At 69.3% G+C, this 25,052-nt stretch carries 24 protein-coding genes and 4 tRNA genes; 16 read left to right on the plus strand and 12 right to left on the minus strand.

The features are described from left to right. Positions 1–17 precede the first annotated feature (17 nt). Complete coding sequence (locus ACTRO_RS26080; protein WP_034267167.1) at positions 18–833, minus strand: hypothetical protein; 816 nt, start codon at positions 831–833, stop codon at positions 18–20. Between the two features lie 368 nt (positions 834–1,201). Here ACTRO_RS26080 and ACTRO_RS26085 point away from each other — a divergent pair, with 368 nt between their 5' ends. Further along, positions 1,202–1,948, plus strand: coding sequence for a hypothetical protein (locus tag ACTRO_RS26085; protein ID WP_034267170.1), 747 nt, complete (start codon positions 1,202–1,204; stop codon positions 1,946–1,948). A gap of 33 nt (positions 1,949–1,981) precedes the next feature. Then, on the plus strand, positions 1,982–3,091 hold the full coding sequence (locus tag ACTRO_RS26090) for a TRM11 family SAM-dependent methyltransferase (protein ID WP_051451410.1): 1,110 nt from the start codon (positions 1,982–1,984) through the stop codon (positions 3,089–3,091). Here ACTRO_RS26090 and ACTRO_RS49105 read toward each other — a convergent pair. Genes ACTRO_RS49105 through ACTRO_RS26105 form a run of 4 tightly spaced genes read right to left on the minus strand, consistent with a single transcriptional unit; the run spans position 3,019 to position 6,118 of the window. After that, the gene (locus ACTRO_RS49105; protein ID WP_211244413.1) at positions 3,019–3,378 is read right to left on the minus strand and encodes a hypothetical protein; all 360 of its coding nucleotides are present in this window, start codon (positions 3,376–3,378) and stop codon (positions 3,019–3,021) included. The genes ACTRO_RS26090 and ACTRO_RS49105 overlap by 73 nt on opposite strands. A gap of 8 nt (positions 3,379–3,386) precedes the next feature. Further along, positions 3,387–4,694: a hypothetical protein gene (locus ACTRO_RS26095; RefSeq protein WP_211244414.1), complete on the minus strand. Its 1,308-nt coding sequence runs from the start codon at positions 4,692–4,694 to the stop codon at positions 3,387–3,389. A 5-nt stretch (positions 4,695–4,699) separates the two neighbouring features. Further along, a complete protein-coding gene (locus ACTRO_RS26100; RefSeq protein WP_034261863.1) occupies positions 4,700–5,044 on the minus strand; it encodes a helix-turn-helix domain-containing protein in 345 nt (114 codons plus the stop codon). After that, positions 5,045–6,118, minus strand: coding sequence for a tyrosine-type recombinase/integrase (locus ACTRO_RS26105; RefSeq protein ID WP_034261866.1), 1,074 nt, complete (start codon positions 6,116–6,118; stop codon positions 5,045–5,047). It abuts the gene before it with no gap. Positions 6,119–6,297: 179 nt separating this feature from the next. Between ACTRO_RS26105 and ACTRO_RS26110 the strand changes: the two genes are divergently transcribed. Together ACTRO_RS26110 and ACTRO_RS26115 are read left to right on the plus strand one after the other, a co-directional pair. After that, complete coding sequence (locus ACTRO_RS26110) at positions 6,298–6,561, plus strand: helix-turn-helix domain-containing protein (RefSeq protein ID WP_051451411.1); 264 nt, start codon at positions 6,298–6,300, stop codon at positions 6,559–6,561. Positions 6,562–6,763: 202 nt separating this feature from the next. After that, positions 6,764–8,335, plus strand: coding sequence for a site-specific integrase (locus ACTRO_RS26115; RefSeq protein ID WP_051451412.1), 1,572 nt, complete (start codon positions 6,764–6,766; stop codon positions 8,333–8,335). A gap of 113 nt (positions 8,336–8,448) precedes the next feature. On the opposite strand, the gene ACTRO_RS26120 is transcribed toward ACTRO_RS26115, so the two are convergent. The 4 genes from ACTRO_RS26120 to ACTRO_RS26135 all read right to left on the minus strand — a co-directional run bounded on the left by ACTRO_RS26120 (position 8,449) and on the right by ACTRO_RS26135 (position 11,227). Continuing rightward, the gene (locus ACTRO_RS26120) at positions 8,449–8,841 is read right to left on the minus strand and encodes a DUF3592 domain-containing protein (protein WP_157436452.1); all 393 of its coding nucleotides are present in this window, start codon (positions 8,839–8,841) and stop codon (positions 8,449–8,451) included. A 103-nt stretch (positions 8,842–8,944) separates the two neighbouring features. Beyond that, positions 8,945–10,000, minus strand: coding sequence for a WXG100-like domain-containing protein (locus ACTRO_RS26125; RefSeq protein ID WP_034267177.1), 1,056 nt, complete (start codon positions 9,998–10,000; stop codon positions 8,945–8,947). 39 nt (positions 10,001–10,039) lie between these two features. Next, on the minus strand, positions 10,040–10,369 hold the full coding sequence (locus tag ACTRO_RS26130) for a WXG100 family type VII secretion target (protein ID WP_034267180.1): 330 nt from the start codon (positions 10,367–10,369) through the stop codon (positions 10,040–10,042). A gap of 785 nt (positions 10,370–11,154) precedes the next feature. Then, positions 11,155–11,227: transfer RNA gene (locus ACTRO_RS26135), tRNA-Lys, on the minus strand. A gap of 223 nt (positions 11,228–11,450) precedes the next feature. Here ACTRO_RS26135 and ACTRO_RS26140 point away from each other — a divergent pair. The 6 genes from ACTRO_RS26140 (at position 11,451) to ACTRO_RS26165 (ending at position 15,028) form a co-directional block, all read left to right on the plus strand. Continuing rightward, positions 11,451–11,523, plus strand: a tRNA-Glu gene (locus ACTRO_RS26140). A gap of 92 nt (positions 11,524–11,615) precedes the next feature. Next, a tRNA-Asp gene (locus tag ACTRO_RS26145) sits at positions 11,616–11,689 on the plus strand. Positions 11,690–11,745: 56 nt separating this feature from the next. Then, positions 11,746–11,819, plus strand: a tRNA-Phe gene (locus ACTRO_RS26150). A gap of 365 nt (positions 11,820–12,184) precedes the next feature. Then, entirely contained in the window at positions 12,185–12,856 is a 672-nt protein-coding gene (locus ACTRO_RS26155; protein WP_034267184.1) for a hypothetical protein, read from the plus strand. Positions 12,857–13,020: 164 nt separating this feature from the next. Then, entirely contained in the window at positions 13,021–13,485 is a 465-nt protein-coding gene (locus ACTRO_RS26160; protein WP_051451413.1) for a DUF4190 domain-containing protein, read from the plus strand. A 211-nt stretch (positions 13,486–13,696) separates the two neighbouring features. Beyond that, the gene (locus ACTRO_RS26165; RefSeq protein ID WP_245594488.1) at positions 13,697–15,028 is read left to right on the plus strand and encodes an ABC transporter substrate-binding protein; all 1,332 of its coding nucleotides are present in this window, start codon (positions 13,697–13,699) and stop codon (positions 15,026–15,028) included. Between the two features lie 53 nt (positions 15,029–15,081). Here ACTRO_RS26165 and ACTRO_RS26170 read toward each other — a convergent pair whose 3' ends face one another. From ACTRO_RS26170 to ACTRO_RS48260, 3 genes are read right to left on the minus strand one after another with little or no spacing between them, the layout of a single operon-like run. Next, positions 15,082–15,777: an ATP-binding cassette domain-containing protein gene (locus ACTRO_RS26170; RefSeq protein WP_084316529.1), complete on the minus strand. Its 696-nt coding sequence runs from the start codon at positions 15,775–15,777 to the stop codon at positions 15,082–15,084. Continuing rightward, entirely contained in the window at positions 15,774–17,537 is a 1,764-nt protein-coding gene (locus ACTRO_RS26175; protein WP_051451415.1) for an ABC transporter permease subunit, read from the minus strand. Before ACTRO_RS26175 ends, ACTRO_RS26170 begins: the two co-directional genes overlap by 4 nt. Further along, a complete protein-coding gene (locus ACTRO_RS48260; protein WP_034267191.1) occupies positions 17,537–17,986 on the minus strand; it encodes a hypothetical protein in 450 nt (149 codons plus the stop codon). Before ACTRO_RS48260 ends, ACTRO_RS26175 begins: the two co-directional genes overlap by 1 nt. A 153-nt stretch (positions 17,987–18,139) precedes the next feature. Between ACTRO_RS48260 and ACTRO_RS43935 the strand changes: the two genes are divergently transcribed. The 6 genes from ACTRO_RS43935 (at position 18,140) to pstB (ending at position 25,047) form a co-directional block, all read left to right on the plus strand. Continuing rightward, positions 18,140–18,709: an MTB12 C-terminal domain-containing protein gene (locus tag ACTRO_RS43935; RefSeq protein WP_051451416.1), complete on the plus strand. Its 570-nt coding sequence runs from the start codon at positions 18,140–18,142 to the stop codon at positions 18,707–18,709. A 223-nt stretch (positions 18,710–18,932) separates the two neighbouring features. Beyond that, complete coding sequence (locus ACTRO_RS26190) at positions 18,933–20,819, plus strand: ATP-binding SpoIIE family protein phosphatase (protein ID WP_051451417.1); 1,887 nt, start codon at positions 18,933–18,935, stop codon at positions 20,817–20,819. A 410-nt stretch (positions 20,820–21,229) separates the two neighbouring features. Further along, the gene (pstS, locus tag ACTRO_RS26195) at positions 21,230–22,315 is read left to right on the plus strand and encodes a phosphate ABC transporter substrate-binding protein PstS (RefSeq protein ID WP_245594489.1); all 1,086 of its coding nucleotides are present in this window, start codon (positions 21,230–21,232) and stop codon (positions 22,313–22,315) included. 32 nt (positions 22,316–22,347) lie between these two features. After that, complete coding sequence (gene pstC / locus ACTRO_RS26200) at positions 22,348–23,355, plus strand: phosphate ABC transporter permease subunit PstC (RefSeq protein ID WP_034267199.1); 1,008 nt, start codon at positions 22,348–22,350, stop codon at positions 23,353–23,355. After that, on the plus strand, positions 23,355–24,233 hold the full coding sequence (gene pstA, locus ACTRO_RS26205) for a phosphate ABC transporter permease PstA (protein ID WP_034267202.1): 879 nt from the start codon (positions 23,355–23,357) through the stop codon (positions 24,231–24,233). Before pstC ends, pstA begins: the two co-directional genes overlap by 1 nt. Before the next feature lie 37 nt (positions 24,234–24,270). Continuing rightward, positions 24,271–25,047, plus strand: coding sequence for a phosphate ABC transporter ATP-binding protein PstB (gene pstB / locus ACTRO_RS26210; RefSeq protein ID WP_034267205.1), 777 nt, complete (start codon positions 24,271–24,273; stop codon positions 25,045–25,047). Positions 25,048–25,052 lie beyond the last annotated feature (5 nt).

Genomic DNA, 25,052 nt, shown 5'->3' on the forward strand with positions numbered 1-25,052 from the left:
CGAGCGCGAAAGTGTGATCAGCCGACGTGCCCGTGACGGCGGGCGGCAGCGGGAAACGCACGGCCGAGCGCTCGCGCGACTTTGGCCTCCGCGGTGCGCAGAGCCCGGGAGGTCTGCATCGGATACCAGCCGCGCTCCGCGCCTAGATCGCGCAGCGTCACCCGCTCGATCCGATGACGGCCGATCAGATCGGCCTCATCCGGGGTGATCACGTGCTCCGCGACAAGTCGAGCCAGCGCGAGATCCGGGTGGTTCGGCCGAGACGCTCCGCCCTCGTCGGTGCCAGGCCGCTCGGCGTCGTCCGTGATGACCGCCGAGGAACGGCGACAAGCAGCCGCATACCGGTCGCACACCCGCTGCGCCGCGGCCTGCGCCGGGCGCAGCACCTGGTGCACGATCAAGCCGCGTGCCGGGTCCGGAGTGGAGGTAAGCAGCGCCTCGGTGAAGTCCGTCAGCACGGCCACGGCGATCTCCTGCCGCGAGGCGGCGACGGTGCGGCCCGCGGCCTTGGCGGCGATCTGCGCCAGACGAGGCGCAGCCAGGCCGAGCGCGACCACCTGCCAGTCCTCATCGCGACGCGCCCGCTCGATCAACACCTCCCACACGGCGTCGAGCTCGGCCGGCGTGCGCGCCGGATCGACCAGGAATTCGAGCAGGCCAGAGACCGGCATGCAGTGAGACGGGGTAACCGGGACGCCGGGCAGTTCTCCGCGCTCGATCACCGCCTGCGCGGCTCGGCGTACGGCGGCGATCTCAGGGAACGAGGACTCCACGCCGGCGTACGTGCGCCTCCGGCAGGCAGCGGACGTCTTCGGAGTACGGCAGTTGCTCATCGGTTCAGGCCTTCCTGTCCAGTTCGGGAACCGGATCTTTCGTCCGGCCTGGACAGGTATCGCCTTCGCCATGTGCAGATCGCGTGCACCAGCGCGCCGCACATGGCCGCAAACGCCCCTCACGGCCACGTGCACATGCTGCGCATGAGCCTGAACGGGGCAGTTGTCTGATGTCGCACCGGAGCACGCTGGATGTGCAGATCGTGTGCAACCGGTCACTGCAAAGTGACTTATCTCGGCATCACCCCTACGAGTGAACCGACGCGGAAATCAGACCCGCGCTGTTACCCCGCCACCCGTTGATCTTCTTCCTTCGCGACTCACGCCGAACACGACGTTCGGCACCGAATCGGCGGAAGAAGAGCACGATGCACGACACCACGCAGGAACCTGACAGCGGCGACCACCTCGTCCGCCAACCGCAGGCGGACAGTGGCTGCGGACGCACGATGATCCGAGTCCAGGTCCCACCCACCGCGCACCGCGAGGCGTTGGTGCCGGACGGAGGAAGCCCCGGCGTCAGCCACAGCGTCTGGCTGCCCCCGGCGAGCGGCCCGAGCGCACCCGCCTTCAGCGAGACCACACTCCCTGCCTGGACGCTGGCCCGGATTGGGGCACAGTTCCTTACCCAGGGCGTGCGCCTCGGCGTATGCCACGGCCCCGGTCCCGCGCGCACCGGTCTCGAACCGGCCCCCACCGCCTACGCCCCGGACTGGTTCGCATGGTTCGAACGCTTCGGACCCGACGAAGCACCGCCGAGCGTTGACGTCGCGCTCGTCCTCGCGGATGCGATCGAACACGAGCCGCCCATTGAGAGGGGGACCGTCAGCAAGTTCTGGAGGGCTCTGCGCCAAAGTGTCGGGCCCGGCGGGCTCGTACTCGCCCACACCCGTCAGATCCACAATCTCGACGGCATGCACGACCCCTGCGGCCACCTCGTCACCCAGGCCCATGCCGGCCTCTCGTACATCCAGCACCACGTGCTCGTCCATACGCGGCTACTGCGTGAGCCGCTGTCCGCCGCCGACCCCGCCGAGCGCCACCCGCCGCGTTGCGCCGGTACCGAGCCCGCGCACCGGCAGGTGCACTCGGATCTCCTTGCCTTCCTCGCCTGACGCCCTCGCATACGCACGAAAGCGAGCACGACCATGACCAGGAATGACGCGCATACCGAACCCGCCATCGAGTGCATCGGACAACAGACGATTCCGGGCCTCGAGCATCTGAACGCAGCACGCCACCGCGTACGTCCGGCCTCCGTGCTGTGCACCGCCCAATCGCCCTCGCGATCCCAGCGCGTCGGCCGCTACCTGCCCGAGACGATCGCCCATCCAGGCCGGATGCTCCCGGCCATCGCCCGGCACATCATCGAGGCGTATACCGAGCCGCACGAGTTGGTGTTCGACCCGATGTGCGGGATCGGCACCACGTTGATCGAGGCGATGCACCTCGGGCGCAACGCGGTCGGCATCGAATACGAGAAGCAGTGGGTCGGCCTCGCCGAGCGCGGGATCCACCACGCTCGCAACCGAGGTGCCCACGGCGCCGGGTACGTCTGGAACGCCGACGCTCGCCAGATCCCGGACGGGCTCCTTGAGGCCGTACGCGGCCGGGTCAGACTTCTGCTGACCTCACCTCCCTACGGCCCGACCTGCCACGGGCAGGTCAAAGTCCACGGCCGGGCCGGGCACACGGGGGCGATCGCCAAGACCGACGAGCGCTACTCGAGAGATCGGCGCAACCTCGCCCACCGTCCCGCACGCGAAATGCTCGCCGGGTTCACCGACGTGCTCGCCGCCGCACATCCGCTACTCAAGCCCGGCGGCATCGTCGCGGTCACCGCCAGACCCTGGCGTCGAAACGGACACCTCATCGACCTGCCGAGCGCCGTCCTGCGCGCCGGCCAAGCAGCAGGCTTCACCCCGCTCGAACGCTGCGTCGCGCTGCTCGGCCGGTGTGAAGAAGTCAATCCTGGCGCCCGCGACTCGGGCGGCTGCGGATGCATTCCCGTCACTGCCCATGAGCGCCTGATCGCACACGGCTCGTTCTTCCAACTCGACGCCGCACGCCGCGCCAATGCCCGCGGTGTACCCCAGTCCCTCATCACTCACGAAGACATCCTGTGCATGGTCAAGGAGGCAAGTTCCAGAAGTTCACGTCAACTGAAGGGTTCTCAGGTCGAACTTCAGGATACTTCCGGGGCTGCGGCGGGGTCGAGTGCTGAGGTTCGCGGGGATGAACCGGGGAGGGACTCGTGATCGGATGCCAGCAGGAGTCGGGCGTTGGTCGCGTAGCGCACTGCGGTGCTCTCGGATCCGCCGAACACGGCGAGCAGGTGGGTGGGGTCGGCGCCGGAGGCGAGGGCTTCTTCCAGGCGCCGGTCTATCCGCAGTCGTTCGAGGTTCGTGTCGGTCGCGCGCAGGTCGATGACGTAGGTCTGGCTGACGGGCCCGAGCCCGAGCGCGCTTTGCTTGCTCACCAGCAGGTGCGGGTTGGCGGTGCCGGGGTGGCGTCGGTGGCGGTGCTCGAGGTAGTCGAGCAGCACCTGGTGGGTCAGCGCGTCGAGGGGGCGCTCGATGCCGCCGATCGTGATGCGCCGGGCGGGAAGGTCGAGGTCGTTAAGGCGCAGCGCCCGGGTCTGTCCGGGGCGTGCGCCGTGGATCGCGGCGAGTGCGAGAAAGAGGCGGGCCTGTGGGCTCGTGCAGGCGGCGATCGCCTGGTCGAGTGTGGCTTGGTCCAGGGGTTGCCAGATGGGGCGGTTCTCGCTCGGGCCGCGCAGGGCGCGGGTGGGGTTCGCGAAGATGCTGCGGGTGGCCTTCGCCCAGCGAAACAGCGCGCGGAGGCTGGAAAGGAGCATGCTGCGCTGCTGCCCGGTGGCCCGGTTGTAGACGGCGGTGACATCGCGGGGGTCACCTCGCGCAGGTGGTGGTAGCGGGCGGACCATGCGGTCAGGGCGGGCAGGATCGCGGTGAGGTAGGTGTAGGCGGTGTGGGGGTGGCGTGCGGGGCTGCGCGGTGTGCCGTAGCGCAGGGTGCGTGCCCAGGCGGTGATGTCCGCGCCGATCGCGGGGGCGAGGGTGGCGGCCTTGGCCGCGAGCCACATGTCGAAGGTGGTGGGCAGATCGTCGTCGAGTACGTCCATCTGCTCGAGCAGTTCGAGCACGTGCTCGAGGCCGATGCAGTGCGCTCGTGCAACGGGGCGTGCGGCGCTGGCGCGTACCGTCTCCCCGGCCTGGTGGGTGGCGAGCAGCTCGGTCAGGGTGCGCTGCATCGCGCGCTGGGAGGCCGGGTTCCATCCCCGGGCTTGGGCGGTGGTGTGGGCCAGGTGCAGGGCCCAGGCGAGGAACGGGTTCTCCGGTGCCGGGGCGCTGCGCAGGTCGAGGCGCTGGGCGCGGTAGTTGCGCCGGTCGAGCTCGAAGAGTGCGGTCTGGATCCAGCGGGCGGCGGGGCGCGCGGCCACGGGTGGCGGCGGTTTGCGCGGTCGGCCTTTCTCGCCTCGGCGGCGCGGCGCGGTGCGCGGGCGGGCTGTGCGTTTGGTCATTCCGGCGAGGAAGAGCTGTTGGTGGCGCACGAGGGGAAGGTGCGGGGCGATCATGACTTTGGCGCGCGCGTCCAGGTGCTGCGCGCCGTCGCGTTCGTGCCGGGCCTGGCACCAGCACAAGCGGCAGTAGCCGTTCTTGAGCGGCTGCTCGCGCCGGCAGGCACCGCAGCGGCCGATGGGGTGTCGTCGGGCGGGTGCGGTGAAGTTGTAGCAGCCCAGGCATACCCCGGTGCTGTGGATCAGCCCCCAGGCGTAGCAGGAGACGCAGCTGTCCAAGGTGCCCGAGGGCGGGCCCGGGGTCCCGGGAAGGCCGCGTGGCATCCGGGTCAGGCGATCGGTGGGGGCAGCGAGCGCCCGCCGGTGCGGCGCGGGACGATCGCGAGCGGGGTCGTGCCAGGGCCGCCCATCCCGGCGGCTGGTGCGAGGTTCGCGGCCTCGGGCCCGGGGGCGACCTTCTCGGGCTCGGGGATGAGCAGTTCGCCGATCTCGCAGCCGAGTACGGCGCAGATCACGTCGAGTTCCTCGAGTTTGAGGGAGGCGGGCTGGCCGGACCACAGGCCCGACATCTTCCCGGCCGACAGGACCAGGCCGCGCTCGGCGAGGGCGCGCTGGAGGACCGAGGCCTTCCAGATCTCGCGTTTGGCCGCGGCCATCCGCAGGTTCCACTTCATCTACGCCAGCCCCTTGAGTCTCTCGGCCGCGCGTGACTGGCCGGCCAGCCACGCGTCCTCGATCCGGGTGCGGTGCACGTGAACGTACCGCATGGTCGTGGCCACCCACGAATGCCCGAGAAGTTCCTGTATGGATATCAGATCCATGTTGTTGAGGTAGAGCTGGGAGGCGCAGTAGTGCCGCAGCACGTGCGGGGTCAGCCGGCCCGCCCACCCCGGCAGGTACGACGCCGCGGCCTCGGCCAGGCCCGCGCGCAGCGTCTCGTAGCCCACCCGGCGCGCACTGCCGTCGATATCCCGGCGCTCGGCGGCGAACAACGGCGCACCGGGCCGGGCGTGGTCACGGTCCAACTGGCCCCACACGTCCTGGATGTACCAGCGCAGCAGCTCGGCGGCACCGCCGAGCAGCGGGACCATCCGCTCGCGCGGACCGGAGCCGTAGGAGCCCTTGCCGTAGCGCACGTGCAGCTTGCCGAACCGGCCCAGCTCCCAGCGCACATCGGCGAGATCGAGCCGACAAGTCTCGTTCGCGCGCAGCCCGGTATCGGCCATCAGCCTCGCCGCGGCATAGGTACGGGCCGCCGGGGCGAACTTGCGGGCCGAGCCGAGCGCCTGGCCCCACCCGGTGAACAACCCCGTCATCTCCGCCTCGCTCGGCGGGATGCGCAACCGGGCGTCCTTGCGCCCGCGCGGCCGGTTGAGCTCATCGAGCGGACAGACGGCGACGATGCCGGTCAGCGCGTGCAACTCGGCCTGATGGCGTAGCTCGAGGAACTCGAAGTACACCGAGAGCGCGGCGGCACGAGCCAGTCGCGTGCCCCCCGCCGCACCGCGCAGCACCTTCCCGAAGTACACGTCGGCATCCGCCGGCGCCATCTCCCACAACGGCCGGCCGAACCACTCACGCATCAGATCCAGGTGACTGACATCGCCACGGATCGTCGAGTCGCTCAGGCCCGCCGACGCCCGCGCGAGCACGAACCCGGCCATCAGGTCGACCTCGAACTCCGCCACGGCTTCCGCGGTCGCCACCGGCCGAACGTCGCGCAGGTCGCGCACGAGCGCAAGCGCCAACTCCGGCTCCCAACCTTCACGCCGAGCACGGAAAGTTCATGAAACATGAGAACTGTGCATCAGTCCCGAGATTCTGTCAATGCTCTGCAAAGGGAAGGCCCGACCCCCGAAGCCCAGGCCAGCGGCACCAATCCGCACCACACCCAGGAGGAACACCAGTGTTGTCGGACTCTAACGCAATGAACCACAACACCAGGACCCCCGCCACCGTTCCGGGCCCGCTGGTGGCCGACGCCGGCAGCCTGCCCCCCACCCTCGACATCCTCACCGCCGCCAAATGGCTCGGGATCGGCCGCACCACCGCCTACCGCCTGGCCGAGCGCGACGAGTTCCCGACCCCCGTCCTGCGCGTCGGTCGGTGCTACCGCGTCCCGACCGCCCCGTTGATCGCGCTGCTCGGCATCCGACCTGAGGCAGGGCCCGAAGCCGATCTGGCTGGATGACCGAGGCGCCGCGTTGGGCCCGTGCGGCCACGGGCCAAACGCGGGCGCTGAAGAACCTTGACGCCGGGGGTTGATGGCCGGGCGGGGCGGGGCGTGGATGTCGAGCACCGCGGGCGACCAAAGGATTCGCAGCCCGCGACCAACGGACACCCTGCCCGGCCCCCTCGCGGGTCGCGGGCAGCACAGACAGGGAGAAACACTGATGGCGGCGAAGCTGAGCGGCACTGTGTTCAAGCGCTGCACCTGTACCGGCCTGGTCGAGCAGGACGACGGCACCCGGGTGCGCAAGATGCTCGGCACAGCGTGCCCGAAACTGACCTACAAGGACGGCCGTTACTCTCGCGATCACGGATCCTGGCGCATCCAGCTCGAGGTTCCGTTCAGTGACCGCGGACCGCGCGCCCACATCCGTGCCGGAGCCGCCACCGAGGCCGAGGCGAAAAGCCTGCTCACCACCGTCGCCGAGCTCCTGCGCATCGCGGACGGAAGCGAAACCCCCGACATGCACCGCCGCGAGATCACCGCGCTGATCAAGAAACGCCTTGCGGCGGGGCAGCGGCTGCCGGATGAGGACGAAGTCCGCAAGCGCCTTCGCATGGGCCAGGACTTGGACGTGCCGATCACCGTGGAGCAGTACCTGATCGACTGGCTCGCCGGACGCACCGACCTGGCCGGCGGCACGCTGATGGCCTATGAGATGCATATTCGTGTCCACCTCATCCCCCACCTCGGACACATCCGGCTTGACCGGCTGAAGGTCAGTCACATCCAGGCGATGCGCGCGGGGATCGAGGAGCGCAACCGACAGATCGAGATCGACAACCAGCGCCGCGCCGACTACCGCGCCCTCTACGCCGAAGCCAAGGCGTCGGGAGACAAGGCAGCTGCCCGTGCGTTGAAGACGAAACTGGCCGAGCTCGGACGGCCCCAGCGCACCACCGGCCCGATGACCATCAAGCGCATCCGCGCCACGCTCTCCTCGGCGCTGGCCGACGCGATCCTCCAGCAGTTGATCACCGTCAACCCGGCCAAGCTCATCCGCCTGCCCGGCAACCGGCACGCGACCAACCTGATCTGGACCGCGCCGCGTGTGGAGGAGTGGCGCAAGACCGGGATGAAGCCGTCGCGCGTGATGATCTGGACGGTCGAGCAGACCATCGCGTTCCTCCAGGCCTGCCGCGAGCATCGATTCGCGGTGGTCTACCACCTGATGGCGATCACCGGGATGCGCCGCGGCGAGGCCGCCGGCCTGCACTGGAGGGATGTGGACCTCGACGGCGGAGAACTCGCGGTGACCTGCCAGCTCGCCCAGATCGGGTGGCGAACCGAAATTACCTATCCGAAGACCGGGCACTCGGTGCGCACCATCGCCCTCGAACCCGCCCTCGTCGACCTGTTACGGGCTCACAAGGCCGAGCAGGAGCGCCGCCGGATCAACGCGAGCGACGGCTGGACCGACACGGGGCTGGTCTTCACCCGCGATGACGGCACCGCCATCCACCCCGCCCAGCTCACGGCAGAGTTCTACAGGTTGGTCGCCCTTTACGAGCTGCCCCCGGTGCGTCTGCACGACCTTCGCCACGGTACGGCGACCCACGCGTTGACCGCCGGCATCGACGTGAAGCTCGTCCAGGACCTGCTCGGGCACGCGACCTCGACCTTCACCCGCGACGTCTACACCGGTGTCGCTGACCAGGCCCGTCGTGAAGCCGCCAAGACGCTCACGTCAATCTTCACGCGTGCACCCAGCAGTCAAGAGCGCCCGACGTGCTGATCGGAGTTCACGGACGCGACACGCGGGAGCAATCGACCCGGACATGGAACGCAGCTCACTCCCGCATCGAGAACCAGCCAGCCTTTCACCGGCGCCCTGGTGATGAGATGACCTCAGTGTGGGCCGAGGAGCCACCACAACCCTGCGGCTATGAAGAAGACGGCCAGGACGGTCAGGCCGCCTGCCTTCGCCAGGACCTCTCTCGGAGGCCGAATGGTCACAAGTCGGTCGGGCTTTTTGGGGCTGTACCGTACGACGATCTCCTTCTTCTTGTCGTGGGAGTATCCCAGCCGTTCATCGAACCGCACTTCACGACGCTTACCTCCCGCTTCGGCCCAGTACGAGACGACGGAGATCCATCGGACCGTGTCGCCGTACCGATCGCGACGACCCTCCCTGACAGCTTCGACCCGACCTGTCGCCGTCGCCCCGCGCAGCGCGACGCGGAGAATTCTTATCTCGTGAACGGCCGGGCCGAGGATGATCGCGCCCAGGATGATGCCCACGACCGAACCGATATTGGCTGCATCGCCTTCGAAATGCCCAAACATCACTGCTGAGACCTCCCTGACTCTAGAGAGTGAGAGTGGATTCGGTGGTCATCAGTCCTTACTCACCGGACTCAGCAGCCTGGCTGAGAGCTGCTTCCAGTGCGTCCTCGACTGTCTTGGCGGTGGTCTCCGTTTCGTCGAGGATGCCCTTCGCGTTCAACGCCGTGATGCCGCCACCAGCGATGAACGCCTTGCCCGCTGGCGTGTCGAGTAGGTCTGCGATCTTGGCGCTCGACATGATTGAGTTCGCGAGCTGCGGGCTGAAGTCTAGAGCCTGCGCGTAGGCTTCGTTCATTGCTCCCCGCGGGAGAAGAGCATCGACGGCCGCCGGAGCGGCTTCCGCGAGGACACCGAGAAGTCCACCTGCTTCGATATCCTTGAGGACGCCTGCGGCGTCGTCGGCGGCGGACGGTTGTGGCTCGCCGTTAGCCGCGTTCAGCGTGGTTGCGAAGGCCTCGCCGAACATCGCGGCGAATCCACCACGGATCGACCCCGCCACGAAGCCTTCGGTGGCTGACCCGGCCACCGAGGCGGCGACCTCACCTGTGAAGCCGATGGCGTCGGACAGCTCGATGGATACGTTTGCGGCCTGGTCTGCAAGCGTGGCCATCAGATCTGTGACCCACCCGATGACGACCTCTGCTGCATTCTCGGCGATCACGGCGGAAAAGCCGAAGCTGAAGATCAGCGCTATGCCGGCCATGGCGATGGCGCCAGCGAGCTCTTCGGCCTTGTGTTCGATCTCGGTCTTTACCTCGGACACTTGATCAGCGAACTCGTCGCAGGCTTTGGCCAGTGCCCGGCAGGCCTGGCTGGTGAGGGGGATGGAGCCGGTCTTGCCGCCGTATTGCTGCCACTTCGCGGCGAAGGCGTCGATGGCTGTGCCGGAGTTGTTAGTTGTGATGGAGGCCACGAGATTGTTGCAATCGGTACTGATGTCGTCCAGTTCGTCGGCCAGGGCGGTCCAGGCGTCGGCGGCCTGGCGGGCGGCGTCCTGGTTGCATGCGGGCCACGGGACATGGAACTCGCGGAGGATGCCCCCGACGCCGGAGCCTCCGCTGATAGGAGTGGTGTCGGGTGTGGTTATCCCCCAGCCGCCTGGGCCGTCGGGCATGATCGCCTCCGTATCTGTGCCGTGAGCGAAGGGCGTGTATTAGAGGGCGTAGGTTCCGCCGTGGCGGAAGCCCTCGGTGATGTCGGCTTCGGTCTGGCCGTAGCTGGCGGCCATCTTCGTCAGCCCTTGCGACACGCCTTCGAGGTCTTCGGCGATCTTGGTGAGCATGAGCAGGACTTCAGCGGAGATCTTCTGGTAGCTCGCGGCGAACTGGGTGCCAGGTTTGTCGTCGCCCCAGAAAGATCCGAGGCTCTGAAGCGTTGCGACGGCCGAGTTCATGGAGTCGACGAGCACTTGTCCGCTTTCGCCGATCTGCGGCGCGATCGCGAGGAGGTCGTCCACTTCGATCTTGAAGCCGGCCCCGCTCACTGGTGGCTACCGCAGGTGCTGAGGGTAAGACATGTCATCGCAGGCTCTCCCCTTGCCTGTAGTCGCTTGCTCGCCCACAGTACCGTGCGTCTAGGTACGGATCAATGAATATGTGCACTGATACAGCGATGAGGCGCAATTTCTGCGCCGAGCACTCTCGCCCATACCGCGCCGATAAACACATCACATGTGGTATCAGATTCCTATACGGCATCAGATGCCACCTACGCACCTGAGCATCCCGTGCGCCTCGCCAGTCAGCAGCACCGAGCATGGGATGGAACAGCTTCCTACTCGCCATCGCAATGATCCACGCGAGCAGCCGAGGCTCAAGCAGGTCGACCGCGCCCGCGAACTTCGGACGCTTTGGCTCCACGGGATCCCGACGCCTGGCTTCAAGCCGCAGGCCGTGTGACACCAACCGATCACAGTGGTGGACGCGACAGCCTCGACACATGACCTGCCCGTCGTGCGCCACTCGGAGTGATGCCAAGTGGAGCGAGACGCTTACCGACCCTCGGAGCTTCGGCCTCACGCTGATGAGCCACGGCGCTCAGTCGCCGGCCAGTCAGCCTTGGCCAGGCATCCTGCCTATCGAACGTAAGAGTCCCATGGTCGACATTCGCTGCGTTGCGTTCCCGCAGGTCACCTGGAGTGAAAAATCAACCCCAGGACATGAGGCGCCGTCCCGTTCCCTCTCACTTCCCTCGCGCCTACGCCACCGTATCCACATGGTTCTTACATCCGGTGGCGTCTTCTCCGCAGGTCAGCGGGTGTTGCTTGGGTGGGCCGCGTGGGACTCGAACCCACAACCCAAGGATTAAAAGTCCTCTACTCTGCCAATTGAGCTAGCGGCCCGGGACAGTCCCGCGGTTGCGGCGGACTGTTCCGCGCCAAGGGTAGCCAACTTCCGGGTCGAGACTCAACGACGCTTTCCGGCGGGCTCGCGTTACCCGGGTGGCCCCGCTGTGAGCTGCGGCGATGAAATCGTTTTGGCGCCGCGGCGCCCGGTCCCGTATGCTTCAGGCGTCCCCGACGGACAGACGTCCAGAGGAGACCGGGCCTCGAACCCCGAGGACTCGGCCCCTTCGTCTAGCGGCCTAGGACACCGCCCTTTCAAGGCGGCGGCGCGGGTTCGAATCCCGTAGGGGCTACGGCAGGGAGATTGACCAGCACGGCGACGTGCTACGATCTCCTGGTCGGAAACCGGCGGAAACGCCGGGGCAAGGCAGAAGCAGTACCTCAAGGTCCTGTAGAGCAGTTGGAGTGCTCGCCACCCTGTCAAGGTGGAGGTCGCGGGTTCAAGTCCCGTCAGGACCGCTCGGTACGGACCGGGCGTTGCGTTGACGTCAACGTAGCGCCCGTTTTCGTCCTGAGGCCAGGTAGCTCAGTTGGTACGAGCGTCCGCCTGAAAAGCGGAAGGTCGGCGGTTCGACCCCGCCCCTGGCCACAGCATACAGAGCCCTCACTCCTCTGAGTGGGGGCTTTTTCGTGCAGGTCAGGGGCTAGGTGGTGGGTCCCTCGGCCGCGCCGGGTCTCCGCCGTGCATCGAGCTGCTTGTGCGCCATCCGGAGTAGGACCCGTTCGGCCACCTGGCCAGGCTCGGCGACCATTAGGCCGGCCGGGGCCGTCGTGGCGGCTTGCGTGGCACGAGCTCGTTCACGTGCCGAGCCCCCGGATGCCCAGCGCCCGGATGCCGAGCGCCCGGATGCGGAAGCTGTGGGCGTGCAGGAACCGAGCGACGGAGCGCCGGGAGTCGCGAGACGACTTCTCACTGATCGCCCGCTGTCGGCGCGGGTGCGTAGGATCCGCGGCATGGGGGTTACGCGCGTTAGCGTCGGGGACGTCTTCCGCTGGCCGCACGATGACAGGCCGATCCGCGTGCTGGTGTCGGACGACGGCGTGTTCATGTACGACGCCTGGTGGCCGCACCTCGACGCTTGGGGGCTGGCGGGGCTTCAGGAGGTGCGGCGGCAGCGCGTCGGCTACTACGTCAGCACTGTCGCGGCGCTGCTGGAGAAGGCGACGTTTCTGCGCTCGGAGCCGCTGACGGACGCTGAGGTCGCGCTTCATCGGCCTGACTTGCCGTTCTGCCCGGTCCGGTGCGCCGCCGTGGATTGGCCGTCGTCGGCTCCGGAGACGCAGGACCAGCTGTTTTCGTCGCTGGAGGCTGCGGGCTGCGCGGATGTCGACCTGGCTGCCACGGTTTCCGTGGCGAAAATCGTCTTGCTTCCGTTTGGTCCGCAGGGCGGACGGAAGGCGGGCGTGCGGGTGGCGGCTGACGACGGGGTTGCTTTCAGCGCTGGCGAGCTTCTTTGGAAGGCGGCGGCAGTGCAGGCTTCCTGTCTCGGCTCGGCCATGCCGACGCGCGGCCTTGGTATCTACCGGTCTGGGCTGCAACGTGGTGTTGCGTCCTACTACCTGTGGGGCGGCGAGAGCAAGCTGCATGCTGAGATCGCTTCTGTCTCCGGCCGGGGCCCGGATTAGTTGCGGCCACGTTGAGTTCTCGTTGCAGTTCACGCCGGTAAAGACCTGAATCGGGTGGTGTGGATGCGCGGCTGCCACACTCCGGGGTAGCTGCCGAGGTCGGGGCTCGGTAGTGTTCGGGCGGGGCTGCCACGTTGGCGGCGCGCTACACACGGAGGGGCACCATGTCCGAGCCTGGGCAGCCGAATTACGGGCCTTACGGCAGCGGCAGCGGCAACAGCAACGGCGGCTATGGCGGTGAGTTCGGGCAGCCGGTGGCGGACGCGCAGCCGGGGGAGTTCCCGCCGCCTCCGCCGCCGCCGCAGCAGCCGCCGTACGGCACGGGGCAGTGGCAGTACGGGACGCAGACGGGCTACCAGCAGCCTTACTACGGGTACGGATTTCCCCAGACGCCGGGCACCAACGGGCTGGCGGTCGCGGCGATGGTGTGCGGGCTCTGCGGGTTCCTCTGCCTGATACCGGGGATCGTGGGCGTGATCCTGGGCGCGGTGAGCTTGCCGCAGATCAAGCGGTCGGGGCAGAGCGGCCGGGGCATGGCGATCACGGGCATCGTGGCGGGCGCGGTCTGGATCATCGGGTTCGTACTGCTGATCGTCTTGTCGCACACGGGTGGCGACCCGACGTTCTAGCCGCCCGGGCGGACGGACGGGGTCCTAGCGCGAGCGCGAAGGCCAGCGCGGCGCGGCGCGAGGGCCGGTCGGCGACTGGTTCGGCCGGTGGGCGGGGAGCTCGGCGGGGGTGGCGCTTGGCGGCGGCCGGGCGGGGAACGGGCTGAGCGTGGAGGTGCGGGCGCGCACGTGGGCGGGGCGGCGGCGAGTCTGTCGCGCGGGGGTGGCTGCGGTGCTCGCACTGGCGGCTGGGCTGACGGGCGGGTGCGGCACGCGGTTGCCTGCGAGCGCCTTCACGGGCGCGGCAGGGGACGGGGTCGGCGGCGGTCCGGCGGGCGCGGGCGTCAGCGGGAGCGCGTTCATCGCCGGGGTCTCCTCGACCGAGATCAAGGTCGGCATGATCGACTCGATCACCAGCCCGGTCGGTGCTGACGCCTTCTCGGGGCCGGGTTACGGGGCTCAGGCGTACTTCGACGCGCTGAACGCCGCCGGCGGGGTGGGCGGGCGGAAGATCCACGTCTACCAGTGCGACGACTCTGGCAGTGGGCTGGGAAACATGCAGTGTGTGCACCAGCTCATCGACTCTGACCAGGTCTTCGCCTTCGCCGGGAACTCGATCTTCTCCTACTCCGGCGCTTCCTACGTCAGCTCCAAGGACGTGCCGGACATCGGCGGCGAGCCGGTCGATCAGGCTTACGACCAGTATCAGCACCTGTTCTCGATCTACGGCTCGTCCTCGCCTCGCGACGGGACGGTCGGGTGGAACGGCGCCCTCTACAGCTCCACGGAGATCTACGCCTACTTCAAGCAGAAGCTCAACGCCCACGTGGCCGCCGTCGTCGAGTACAACCAGCCCGATTCGCTGCGCTACGGGCAGCTTCAGGCGGCTGGGCTGCGGGCCGAGGGGTACACCGTCGTCACCGAGCAGCTCGACTTCGCGCTGCCCAACTACGCTGCGGCGGCCGCGGACATGAAGGCGCACGGCGTGCAGATCGTGTTCGACTCGATCGACACTTCCGGCAACGGGGCTCTGTGCACGGCGCTCGATCACGCGGGGGTGTCGCTGGTCGCCAAGGTCACCACGCCGCAGAGCTGGGACCAGACCGTCAAGAGCACGTACTCCGGCGCGCCCAAGTGCCGCAACGTCCTGTATGCGACGTCTGGTGAGCTCAGCTACGAGGACACTCAGTATCCGCAGATCGCCGCGTTCCGAGCCGCGATGGCCGAATACTTCCCTTCACGCGCGCCTGAGCTGTCGATGTGGGAGCTTGACGGCTGGGCTTCGGCACAATGGCTTACAGACGCCGTGCGCTCCTGCGGGACGGACGTGACGCGCGCTTGCGTCGAAGCCTTCATGAACAGCCCGACGCCCTATACCGGGCATGGGCTGCTCACTCCGACCAGCTTCGCGACTCGTCCGCCTGGGCCGGCGGAGCGGGCGTGCCTCAACGTCGCGCGCTGGCAGGATTCTGCGGACGGCGGGCAGGGCGGCTGGGTGACACAGGTGCCGGACATGGACACGAACTGCTTCACGACGCCGGTGATCTCGTATTCGGCCGGATAGAAGGGGGATGGAACAGACGGCGGGATGGAACAGACACGGAGGGATACGAGCGCTCAGCCGCCGTCGGCGGGGAGACGGCGGCCGCGGTCGAGCGGCCAGCTGAAGTCCGTGTGCGCGCGGAGGGCTGGGCTCATCGAAGGTTCGGCCACCAGGATCGCGCGGCCGTGCTGACGCGCGGTGTCGGCGAGGGCTTCGATGACTCGGTCGGCGAGTCCGGGGGCCAGGGCGTGGGTGGGCTCGTCGATGAGCAGGATCCGGGCCGGGCCTTGCAGTGCGCACGCCACGGCTAAGAGTTGCCGTTCGCCGCCGGACAGGACGCCGGCGGGGCGGTCGAGGAGGCGGCTCAGTTCGGGGAAACGTTCGAGAACGTTGGCCGTTGCCGCACGAGCCCTCGCGGCCCAACCCCCCGCGTCGCGAACGGGGCCAGTCGCGCGGAGGTTGTCCCGTACCGACAAACCGGGGAAGACGTTGCGGTCGAACGGGACGTAGCGCAGCCCGGCGCGGGCTCTGCGCGCCGCGTGCCAGGCTGACGCGTCTGCTCCCTCGATACGTAGGCGGCCGCTGCTGCCCGACGCCTCTATGGCCGCGCCTGCGCACCAGTCCAGCAGCGTCGTCTTGCCTGCGCCGTTCGGGCCTACGAGCGCGGAGAGCGTTCCGTACGCGATCGCGAGCCCGACGTCGTGCAGCACCTGGATGCCGCCGTAGCGCACGCGGACTCCCTCGCAGAGCAGCGCGCTCGCAACGCTCATGAGGGCACTGCCACGGCGTCGTGCCGAAACTGCACGCGCAGGGTGGGGCCGAGCAGCGTAGCGACGCCGACGATGATCGCGGACGCGCCGGCCACGTAGCTGTCTGCGACGGTGAGCACGACCGCTGCGGCGATCAGCCCGGCGCTGTCGCCGAATCCGACTGCCGCGGCCGCGGCGAACCACAGCAGGCCTTGGGCCGGCTCGAAGGTCGTAGGGTCGAAGACCTGACTGCCTGCTGCCCACAGGGCACCACCCAACGCCGCGACGGCGCCGGCGCTCGCGAAGACGGCTAGACGTTCTCGGTCGACGGCCACGCCTGCCGTCCGCGCGGCCGCCTCGCTGTCGCGCAAAGCGGCCAAGCGCAACGCTCCGGGTCCGCGGACCAAGGAGATCAAGATCACCAGCAGCACGGCAACCAGCGCCAGCTCAAGGTACAGATATGCCCGGTCGCCGGTGGCGAAGCCGGGCCGTGGCACCGACGTCGGCGTGAACAACGGCTGGTCGAAGAGGAAGCTGCTCAGCGCGGTCGCGGCTGCGAGCGTCGCCACAGCCCAGTGCAGGCCGCTTTTGCGCAGCACCGGCAGGATGAGCACGACGGCGACTGCGGCCCCGGCGAACGGCGCGGCGAGCAGGCCCCAGCCGGGCAACCAGCCGGCCGTCAGCGCGCCGATTCCGGCCGACCCGGCCTGTCCGAGCGACAGCAGGCCTGCCGCGTAGAGCACGCGGAACGACAGCAGCACCATCGCCAAGGCCGGGACGGCCAGCGCCGTCCGCAGGTCGGCCGGCCTGAGCACCCAGCCGGCCAGGCCGATCAACACCACCAACGCATACGGCGACCAGCCCTGTGTCGGCCGACTTCCCGGCCTCGGGCCTTCCTGCGTCCGCCCGAACGACGGGGTGAGCCAGGCCGCGACGAGCAGCAGCACCACGAAGAGGTTCGACCGGACCGCGTCGAGCACCGAACCCGCAGCGCCCGCCAGATGTACGCCGATGAGCTCAGACTGGACGATCGCGGTGCCGAATGCGGCGAGAATCGCGAGCGGTGCGCTCAAGAGCCGGGCCGCGATGGCGACGCCGAGGGTCTCGAAGATGACGAGCGTGAGCGTCTCGGGGGCGAAGCGGAGTTGCGGGGCTAGCAGCACGCCGGTGAGCGTCGCCAGGACGGTGCCGATGACCCAGCCGGTCCGGGCGAGCCGGCGGGCGGGCAGTCCGGCCAGTTCCGCCAGCCTCCGGTCGTCGATCACGGCGCGGATCCGCGGGCCGCCGCGGGAGAACCAGGCCAGTCCGATACCGACCACAAGCACAAGCGCCAGTTCGATCGGTACGGCCGTGGATACGTCGACTCCGGCCGGGTGCAGCGTGCCGTTCGGCAGCAGGTCCGGCGCGTCGGTGCGGGCTTGTTCGCCCCAGATCGCGGTGGCCACGCCGACCAAGAGCACCGTGACGCCGAATCCTGCGATCAGTGTTCTGCCGGCGTCCGTCGACCTGATGAGCAGAGGGCCGAAGACGGCGGCTTCGAGCAGCAGACCCAGCAACGGTGCGAAGACGCCGACCACGAGCAGGCAGGCTATGAGCTTGGGCGCGTGCAGGTCTACCGCCAGCGCCCGGTTCAGATAGGCGCCGAGCATGCCGATCGCGCCGAAGGCCACGTTGAGCACGCCGGTGACGCGGTAGGTCGCGATCACGCCGAGACCCGACAGGGCTGCGACCGCTCCGGTGCCGAGTCCGGCCACGGCCAGGTCGGCGGCCCCGCCGCTCATCAGCCGGGTCCGGCGGCGGAATCGAGGGAGGCCTGGCACAGCGGGCAGGGACGAAGCTCGGCCGTCGCGGCTTCCTCGCCGCCGAGTTCCACCGCGTCGGTTCGGCCGTCCAGCAAGGGGCATTCGGTCGCGTGCACGTAGCGGCCGTCGGGGACGCGGAACAGCACGGCCTCAGCACCCGTAGAACGCCCGCCTACGGCCGATCGTCCGTCCGCGGCTGCGGCGATGGCACGCGACCGCTTGGACGTCGCCGACGCGGCCGCGGACGGCCGTAGCAGCGCCGCGGCTCCCGCGGCCAGCAGCGCGGCGCCGGGGATCGTGGCCGAGGCGAGATAAGGGATCTGCTGCGCCACGGTCGGCTGGCCGGAGGCCTGATACCAGCCGAGCACGCACAACAGCACGCCGACGCCGGTCAGCGCGGCAGCGAGGCGTCTCGGCGGACCAATCATGGTCAAACCTCCCCAATCGCTCCAGTCAGCGACATGATGATATTTCAGACATCGCGGCGCAGCGAGGCCCCGCGGGACACGGTTTCGTACCTGCGCGCTCGCGGCCGAGCGGGCCGTGGTCTCGGGACACGTCTCACGCGGGAGAGGCACATCATGAACGGGACATTCTCGGCACGACCGGTTCGCCTCGGCACAGTCCTCGCCACCCTCGCCGCCCTGACGGCGCTCAGCGTCTCCGCCTGCGGCGGCGGCGCACCGTCCACCGCGAACGGCAACACAAGCAGCAGCACGGAGAGCAACGGCTCGGGCGGCTCGAGCCCGGCCGCGCTCCCCGACGCGAGCCCGTTCGACACCCCGTCGGCCACGGCCCTCGTGACGGCGGTGTGGACGAGCTTCTTCTCGAAGAACACGCCGATCGCGCAGAAGGAGACTCTGCTGGAGAACGGCAGCACGATGTCCGGAGCGGTGCAGGCCTTCGCTTCGAATCCCTTGGTGGGGCAGACCACCGCGGCTGTGCAGATGGTCGCCTTCCCCACGCCCGACAAGGCCGACGTCACCTACTCGATCTCGCTCAACGGGCGCGTGGCGGAGAGCTCGATGGCGGGAGTCGCGGTGTACCAGGACGGGAAGTGGCTGGTTTCCGACGTGACGTTGTGCGGTCTGCTGGAGCTCGCGCAGTCCATGGGCGGCAGTGCGGGGGCGATCCCGGGTTGTGCCGACTGACGCCCTGTCATCCGTTCAGGTGGCCGAACGCTTTCCGCCGTTTTCGCGTCGGTGCGGCTCACGGCCTTGACCTCCGGATGTGCGCACCTTGATTTCGCACATGCGGGCGCCGGACTCGAAGCGCCCGGCTCGGCGCCTTTGGCAGACTGGAAAATCTGGAATCCGCCCGGCCGTTCGGCGCGGCGGTCCCGAATGAAGCAGTCTGGGAAGGACGCCACCACCCGTGTCTTGGAAGTCCGACACGTCCACGCCCGCCCGCGAGGCCGACTCCGACCCGCGCGCCTCCGAGTGGCACGTGCCGGGGCCGCGCGGGCCCAGGTTCCCGTCCGCCCCGCAACGTGCCTCGGCCGCGCTGCACGCGGTGTTCGACGAGGCGCCGGGGGCGGTGGCCGTGGTGGAGGGCCCTGATTACGTGCTCGACTACGCGAATCCGGCCTTCCGCACCGGGTTCGCGGGCGTGGAGGGCGGCGCCGCCGGCGAGTACGGTCCGGCGCCGCGGCTGCTGACCGGGGTGCCGCTGGCCGAGGCCGTGCCGGCGTTGGCCCGGCTCGGCCTGCTCGACGCCCTGGCCCTGGTGCACGCGAGCGGCACGGTGTTCACCGCGCCCGAGGTGCGGGTGCCGGAGTTCGGCCCGGCCGGGCGTCCGGCCGTGCTCCGGGTGACCTGCTCGCCGGTGCGCACCTCGGCCGCGGACCCGATCGAGGGCGTGCTGCTGCACCTGACCGACACCACCGACCAGGCCGCCGAGCTGCGCCGGCTGCAGGGCGCCGAGCGCCGGCACCGGAACGCGGCGGTGGCCCTGCAGCGGGCTCTGCTGCCGCAGCGGCTGACCCAGCCGGACGACCTGCGCATCGCCGGCTGCTACCTGCCCGCGGCCGGCGAGAACGACCTCGGCGAGACGCTGCGGCCGGGCGTGACCAGGCCTACGGGCGGCGAGCTGCAGGTCGGCGGGGACTGGTACGACGTGATCCCGCTCGGCGCCGGGCGCACCGCCTTCGTGATGGGCGACGTGATGGGGCGCGGGGTGCACGCGGCGGCCATCATGGGCCAGCTGCGTGCGGCGGTCCGGGCGTACGCGGCAGCCAATCTGCCGCCCGGCGAGCTGCTGCTGCACCTCGACCGGCACGCGGCGGAGCTCGAAGGCGTCGCCTACACCGCGGGTTCCGCCCGGGCCGGGCTGTGCGACCTCGGCGCGCTCGCCTCCTGCGTCTACGCGGTCTACGACCCGGACGACAGGGCCCTGACGTACGCGTCGGCCGGGCACCCGGCGCCGCTGCTGCGGCGGCCGGACGGGCTGGTGGTCGACCTCGACGCGGCGGTAGGGCCGCCGCTGGGCACCGGCGAGTGGACCTGGCAGGAGGCCAGCGTCGCCGTGCCGCCGGACTCCTACCTCGCCTTCTACACCGACGGCCTGGTCGAGCGGCGCGGCCTCGACATCGACGAGCAGTTCGCCCGGCTGCGCGAGGTCTTCGGCTACGCGCCGCTGGTCGACCCGGAGGAGCCCGCCGGCGGCGCCGGCGACCTCTCCTGGCGGCTGGCCGAGCTCGAGGCGACCCTCAGCGGCAGCGCCGTCACCGCCGCCGGAGCCGCGGCCCGCCGCGTCGGGCCGGTCGACCATGTCCGGGACGCGCTGCTGACCGGGATGCGGCTGCCGCTGGACCACGCGGACGACGTGGCGCTGCTGGTGGTGCACGTGCCGGAGTGGCGCGGCGAGCGGGCCGAGCTGTTCCGCTCCGCCGAGGTGGACCTGGTCGGCGGCACCGAGATCGCCGCGCACGCCCGGGCCTTCGCCTCCGGCGTGCTGCGCAGCTGGCACCTGGACGAAGACCTCTGCGACACCGGGGTGCTCGCGGTCAGCGAGCTGGTGGCCAACGCGGCCATCCACGGCCGGCCGCCGGTGCGGCTGCGGCTGCGCCGGACCGACCGCCGGCTGATCGTGGACGTCGGCGACGGAGACGACCACCTGCCCCGGCGACGGCTGGCCGAGGAGACCGACGAGGATGGGCGCGGCATCGGCATCGTCGCCTCGCTGGCCGCCTCCTGGGGCTCGCGCCAGCTGCCCGAGGGCAAGTCCGTCTGGTGCGAATTCGGGCTGGGCCGGACGCGCTGACGAGGGGCGGGGCCGGGCGAGGGGACCCGGCGTGAGTCCGGATAAGGCAAAAACCAGATAAAGCGGGCCTCGCTCGGCGGCAAAGAGCCGGGGCCCAGGTGAGGCGCGCCGTGCGGGCGCGCGCAGGGGCGGGTTCGTTCATCTTCGCCGGGGCCGTGGGGGCGCCCGGCCCTTGCCTCGACCCGCCTGGCCAGCGCTTCCGTGACCGATTCTTAATCTTCCTGGCGCGAATGTCCCGGGGCCGTTCACCCTCAGTTCACCCAGTGAGGTCCAGTGATTCACCCCGTCTGCCTACGTTCTGCAGGTCAGCACTTCCAGATAGACCTCCGGCGGTAGACCCCGCCGGTCCCAGGACGAAAGGGACTTCCGACGTGAAGTTTCAGCGTTATGGCTCCGTGGCCGGTGTAGCGGTGGCTGCGGCTCTTGCGCTCAGCGCGTGTGGTTCGGACAACGGCGCGCCCTCCGGCTCCAGCTCCACGACCGCGGCCGCCGCCGGCGGCTCCTCGTCGACCGCCGCGACCTGCCCCTCGGGCACGCTGAAGCTGGCCGGCTCGACCGCTCAGCAGAACGCGATGTCGCAGTGGACCAAGGACTACCAGGGCCAGTGCACCGGCGTCACCGTCGACTACAACGGCAACGGCTCCGGCGCGGGTGTGACCTCGTTCATCCAGAAGCAGGCCGACTTCGCCGGCTCGGACTACTCGCTCAGCTCGGACCAGTCCGGCCAGGTCACCTCGGCCGGCCGCTGCGGCTCCGGCACCGCGATCGACATCCCGGCCGTGCCCGGCGCCATCGCCGTGGTCTTCAACGTCCCGGGTGTCACCAGCCTGAACCTCTCGGCCAAGACCCTGGCCGGGATCTACAACGGCACCATCACCAACTGGAACGACGCGGCGATCAAGACCGACAACCCGTCGGTCAGCAACCTGCCGAACCTGAAGATCCAGGCGTTCATGCGCTCGGACACGTCCGGCACCTCGTACAACTTCTCGAACTACCTCAACGCGCTCGGCGGCTTCGGCCCGGCGAACAAGCAGTTCCCGTCGAAGACGGCCCAGGGCGTCAAGGGCTCCTCCGCGGTGGCGGCCAAGGTCCAGTCGACCTCCGGCGGCATCGGCTACGTCGAGTACTCCTACGCGACCCAGGACAAGCTGAGCTACGCCGAGGTCTCCAACGCCAACGGCGCGTTCGTGCAGCTGACCCAGGACAACGCGGCGAACTTCATCGCCAAGGCGAAGGTCACCCAGAACGGCGCGGACACCACTCTGGCCTTCGACTACACCTACGCCGCCGCGGACGCCTACCCGGCCACCCTGGTGACCTACGAGATCGCCTGCGGCACCGGCAACGACGCGACCCAGCTGCCGCTGATCAAGGGCTTCCTGAACTACATCGTCTCGAGCGCGGCCCAGGGCGAGCTGACCGCGGAGGGCTACGTGCCGCTGCCGTCGAGCATCGCCGCGACCGACACGACCGCCATCGCCGGCCTGCAGTAGTCCCCGCCCCCAGGTAGGAGCTGGATAAGCCCATGAGCAACGAGCGGCGCAGCGCGGTGGCCGACACCGACGAGGTGGCGGTCCGCGACCCCCGGGCCGGATTGGCCGCCAAGGCCGGCATCGGCGACCGGCTGTTCGGCGGCAGCGCGCGCGGCGCCGCCGTGTTCATCCTGATCCTGATGGCCGCGATCGCCGGATTCCTGATCTTCCAGGCGGTCGAGGCCATCGGCAAGGACAAGGTCGACTTCGTCACCTCCTTCACCTGGGACCCGGACGGCAACAGCACTCCGAACGGGGTGGCGCAGTTCGGTATCGCCGCCATCGCGTGGGGCACGCTGGTCACCTCGGTGATCGGCGTGCTCCTCGGAGCGCCGGTGGCGATCGGCGTGGCCCTGTTCATCACCCAGTACGCCCCGCGCCGGCTCGGCGCGGTCTTCGGTTACATCGTCGACCTGCTGGCCGCGGTGCCCAGCGTGGTCTACGGCCTGTGGGGCCTGCTGGTGCTCGACACGCACATGGCCGGGGTCTCGAAGATCATCCAGGACGTGCTCGGCTGGATCCCGATGTTCAAGAGCGACGGGACCTACGGCAGCTCGGTCTTCACCGCCGGCGTGGTGCTGGCCATCATGATCCTGCCGATCATCGCCGCGATCGCCCGCGAGATCTACAAGCAGACCCCGCGCGAGCAGGTCGAGGCCGCGTACGCGCTCGGCGCCACCCGGTGGGAGATGATCCGGCTGGCGGTGCTGCCCTACGGCCGCTCCGGCGTCACCTCCGCGGTCATCCTCGGCTTCGGCCGCGCCCTCGGCGAGACCATCGCGGTGGCGATGGTGCTCACCCAGGTGCCCGGCCTGGTCACCCGGATCCTGCAGCCCGGCGGCAACACCATCGCGGCGAACATCGCGGTGCAGTTCGGCGACGCCTTCACCACCGGGCGCCAGGCGCTGATCGCCTCCGGCCTGGTGCTGTTCCTGATGACGCTGATCGTGAACTACGCCGCCCGCGTGGTGGTCCGACGCGCCGGAAAGGCCGGTTCCTGATGTCCTCCTCCTCGCTGACGCACACCAGCCCCACCCGCAGGCTCAAGGACAAGGCCGCCTACGTCATCGTCGGGCTGGCCTTCGTGGTGGCCGTCATCCCGCTGATCTCGATCCTGTGGACCGTGATCGTCAAGGGCGGCAAGGACTTCGACGTCTACTTCCTGTCCCACTCGATGCGCAACGTCTCCGAGTCCGACAGCTACGGCGGCGCGTACCACGCCATCCTCGGCACGCTCGAGCAGGTGGGCATCGCGGCGCTGATCACCATCCCGCTCTCCCTGCTCGTGGGCATCTACCTGGTGGAGTACGGCCACGGCCGGCTGAGCCAGGCGGTGACCTTCTTCGTCGACGTCATGATGGGCCTGCCCTCGATCGTGGCCGGCCTGTTCATCCTGTCGGTGTGGATCCTCGGCGCGGGCTTCCAGGCCTCCGGCTTCGCCGCCTCGCTGGCCCTGACCATCCTGATGCTGCCGGTGGCCGTCCGCTCCACCGAGGAGATGCTCAAGCTCGTCTCCCCGGCGCTGCGCGAGGCCTCGTACGCGCTCGGCGTCTCCAAGTGGCGCACCATCACCAAGGTGGTGCTGCCCACCGCGCTGCCCGGGATCGTGACCGGCATGATGCTCGGCGTCGCGCGCATCATGGGCGAGACCGCCCCGGTGCTGCTGCTCGTCGGGGTCACCCAGTCGATCAACCCGAACCCGTTCTCCGAGCCGCAGGGCTCGCTGCCGCTGTTCGTCTTCAGCGAATCCCAGAACAGCCTGGCGACCGCGATCAACCGGGGCTGGGCCGCCGCGCTCACCCTGATCATCCTGGTCATGCTGCTGAACCTGATCGCCCGTCTGATCGCCTGGTGGAAGGCCCCCGCGGCCTCCCGCTGACGTCCGCAAGATCCACCGAGAAAGAAGATTGAGAACCATGGCCAAGCGAATCGACGTCTCCGGACTGTCGGCGTACTACGGCTCGGTGCGGGCGATCGAGGACATCAGCCTGACCGTGGAGCCGCGTACGGTGACCGCCTTCATCGGGCCGTCCGGCTGCGGCAAGTCCACCGTGCTGCGCACCCTCAACCGGATGCACGAGGTCATACCGGGCACCCGGGTCGAGGGCAAGGTGATGCTCGACGACGTGGACCTCTACGGCTCGAACATCGACCCGGTCGCGGTGCGGCGCACCATCGGCATGGTCTTCCAGCGGCCCAACCCGTTCCCGACCATGTCCATCTACGAGAACGTGGCGGCCGGCCTGCGGCTCAACGGGATGCGCGGCAAGGGCGACCTCGACGGCGTGGTGGAGCACTCGCTGCGCGGCGCGAACCTGTGGAACGAGGTCAAGGACCGGCTGAACAAGCCGGGGATGGGCCTGTCCGGCGGACAGCAGCAGCGGCTGTGCATCGCCCGGGCCATCGCCGTCTCGCCGGACGTGCTGCTGATGGACGAGCCCTGCTCGGCGCTCGACCCCATCTCCACCCTCGCCATCGAGGACCTGATCGCGCAGCTGAAGAACGAGTACACGATCGTCATCGTGACGCACAACATGCAGCAGGCGGCGCGCGTCTCGGACCGCACCGCGTTCTTCAACATCGCCGGGACCGGCGAGCCGGGCAAGCTGATCGAGATCGACGAGACGCCGCGGATCTTCGCCAACCCGTCGCAGCGCGCCACCGAGGACTACATCACCGGCCGCTTCGGTTAGGCGAC

The organism is Actinospica robiniae DSM 44927 (assembly GCF_000504285.1).
Classification (GTDB): Bacteria; Actinomycetota; Actinomycetes; order Streptomycetales; family Catenulisporaceae; genus Actinospica; species Actinospica robiniae.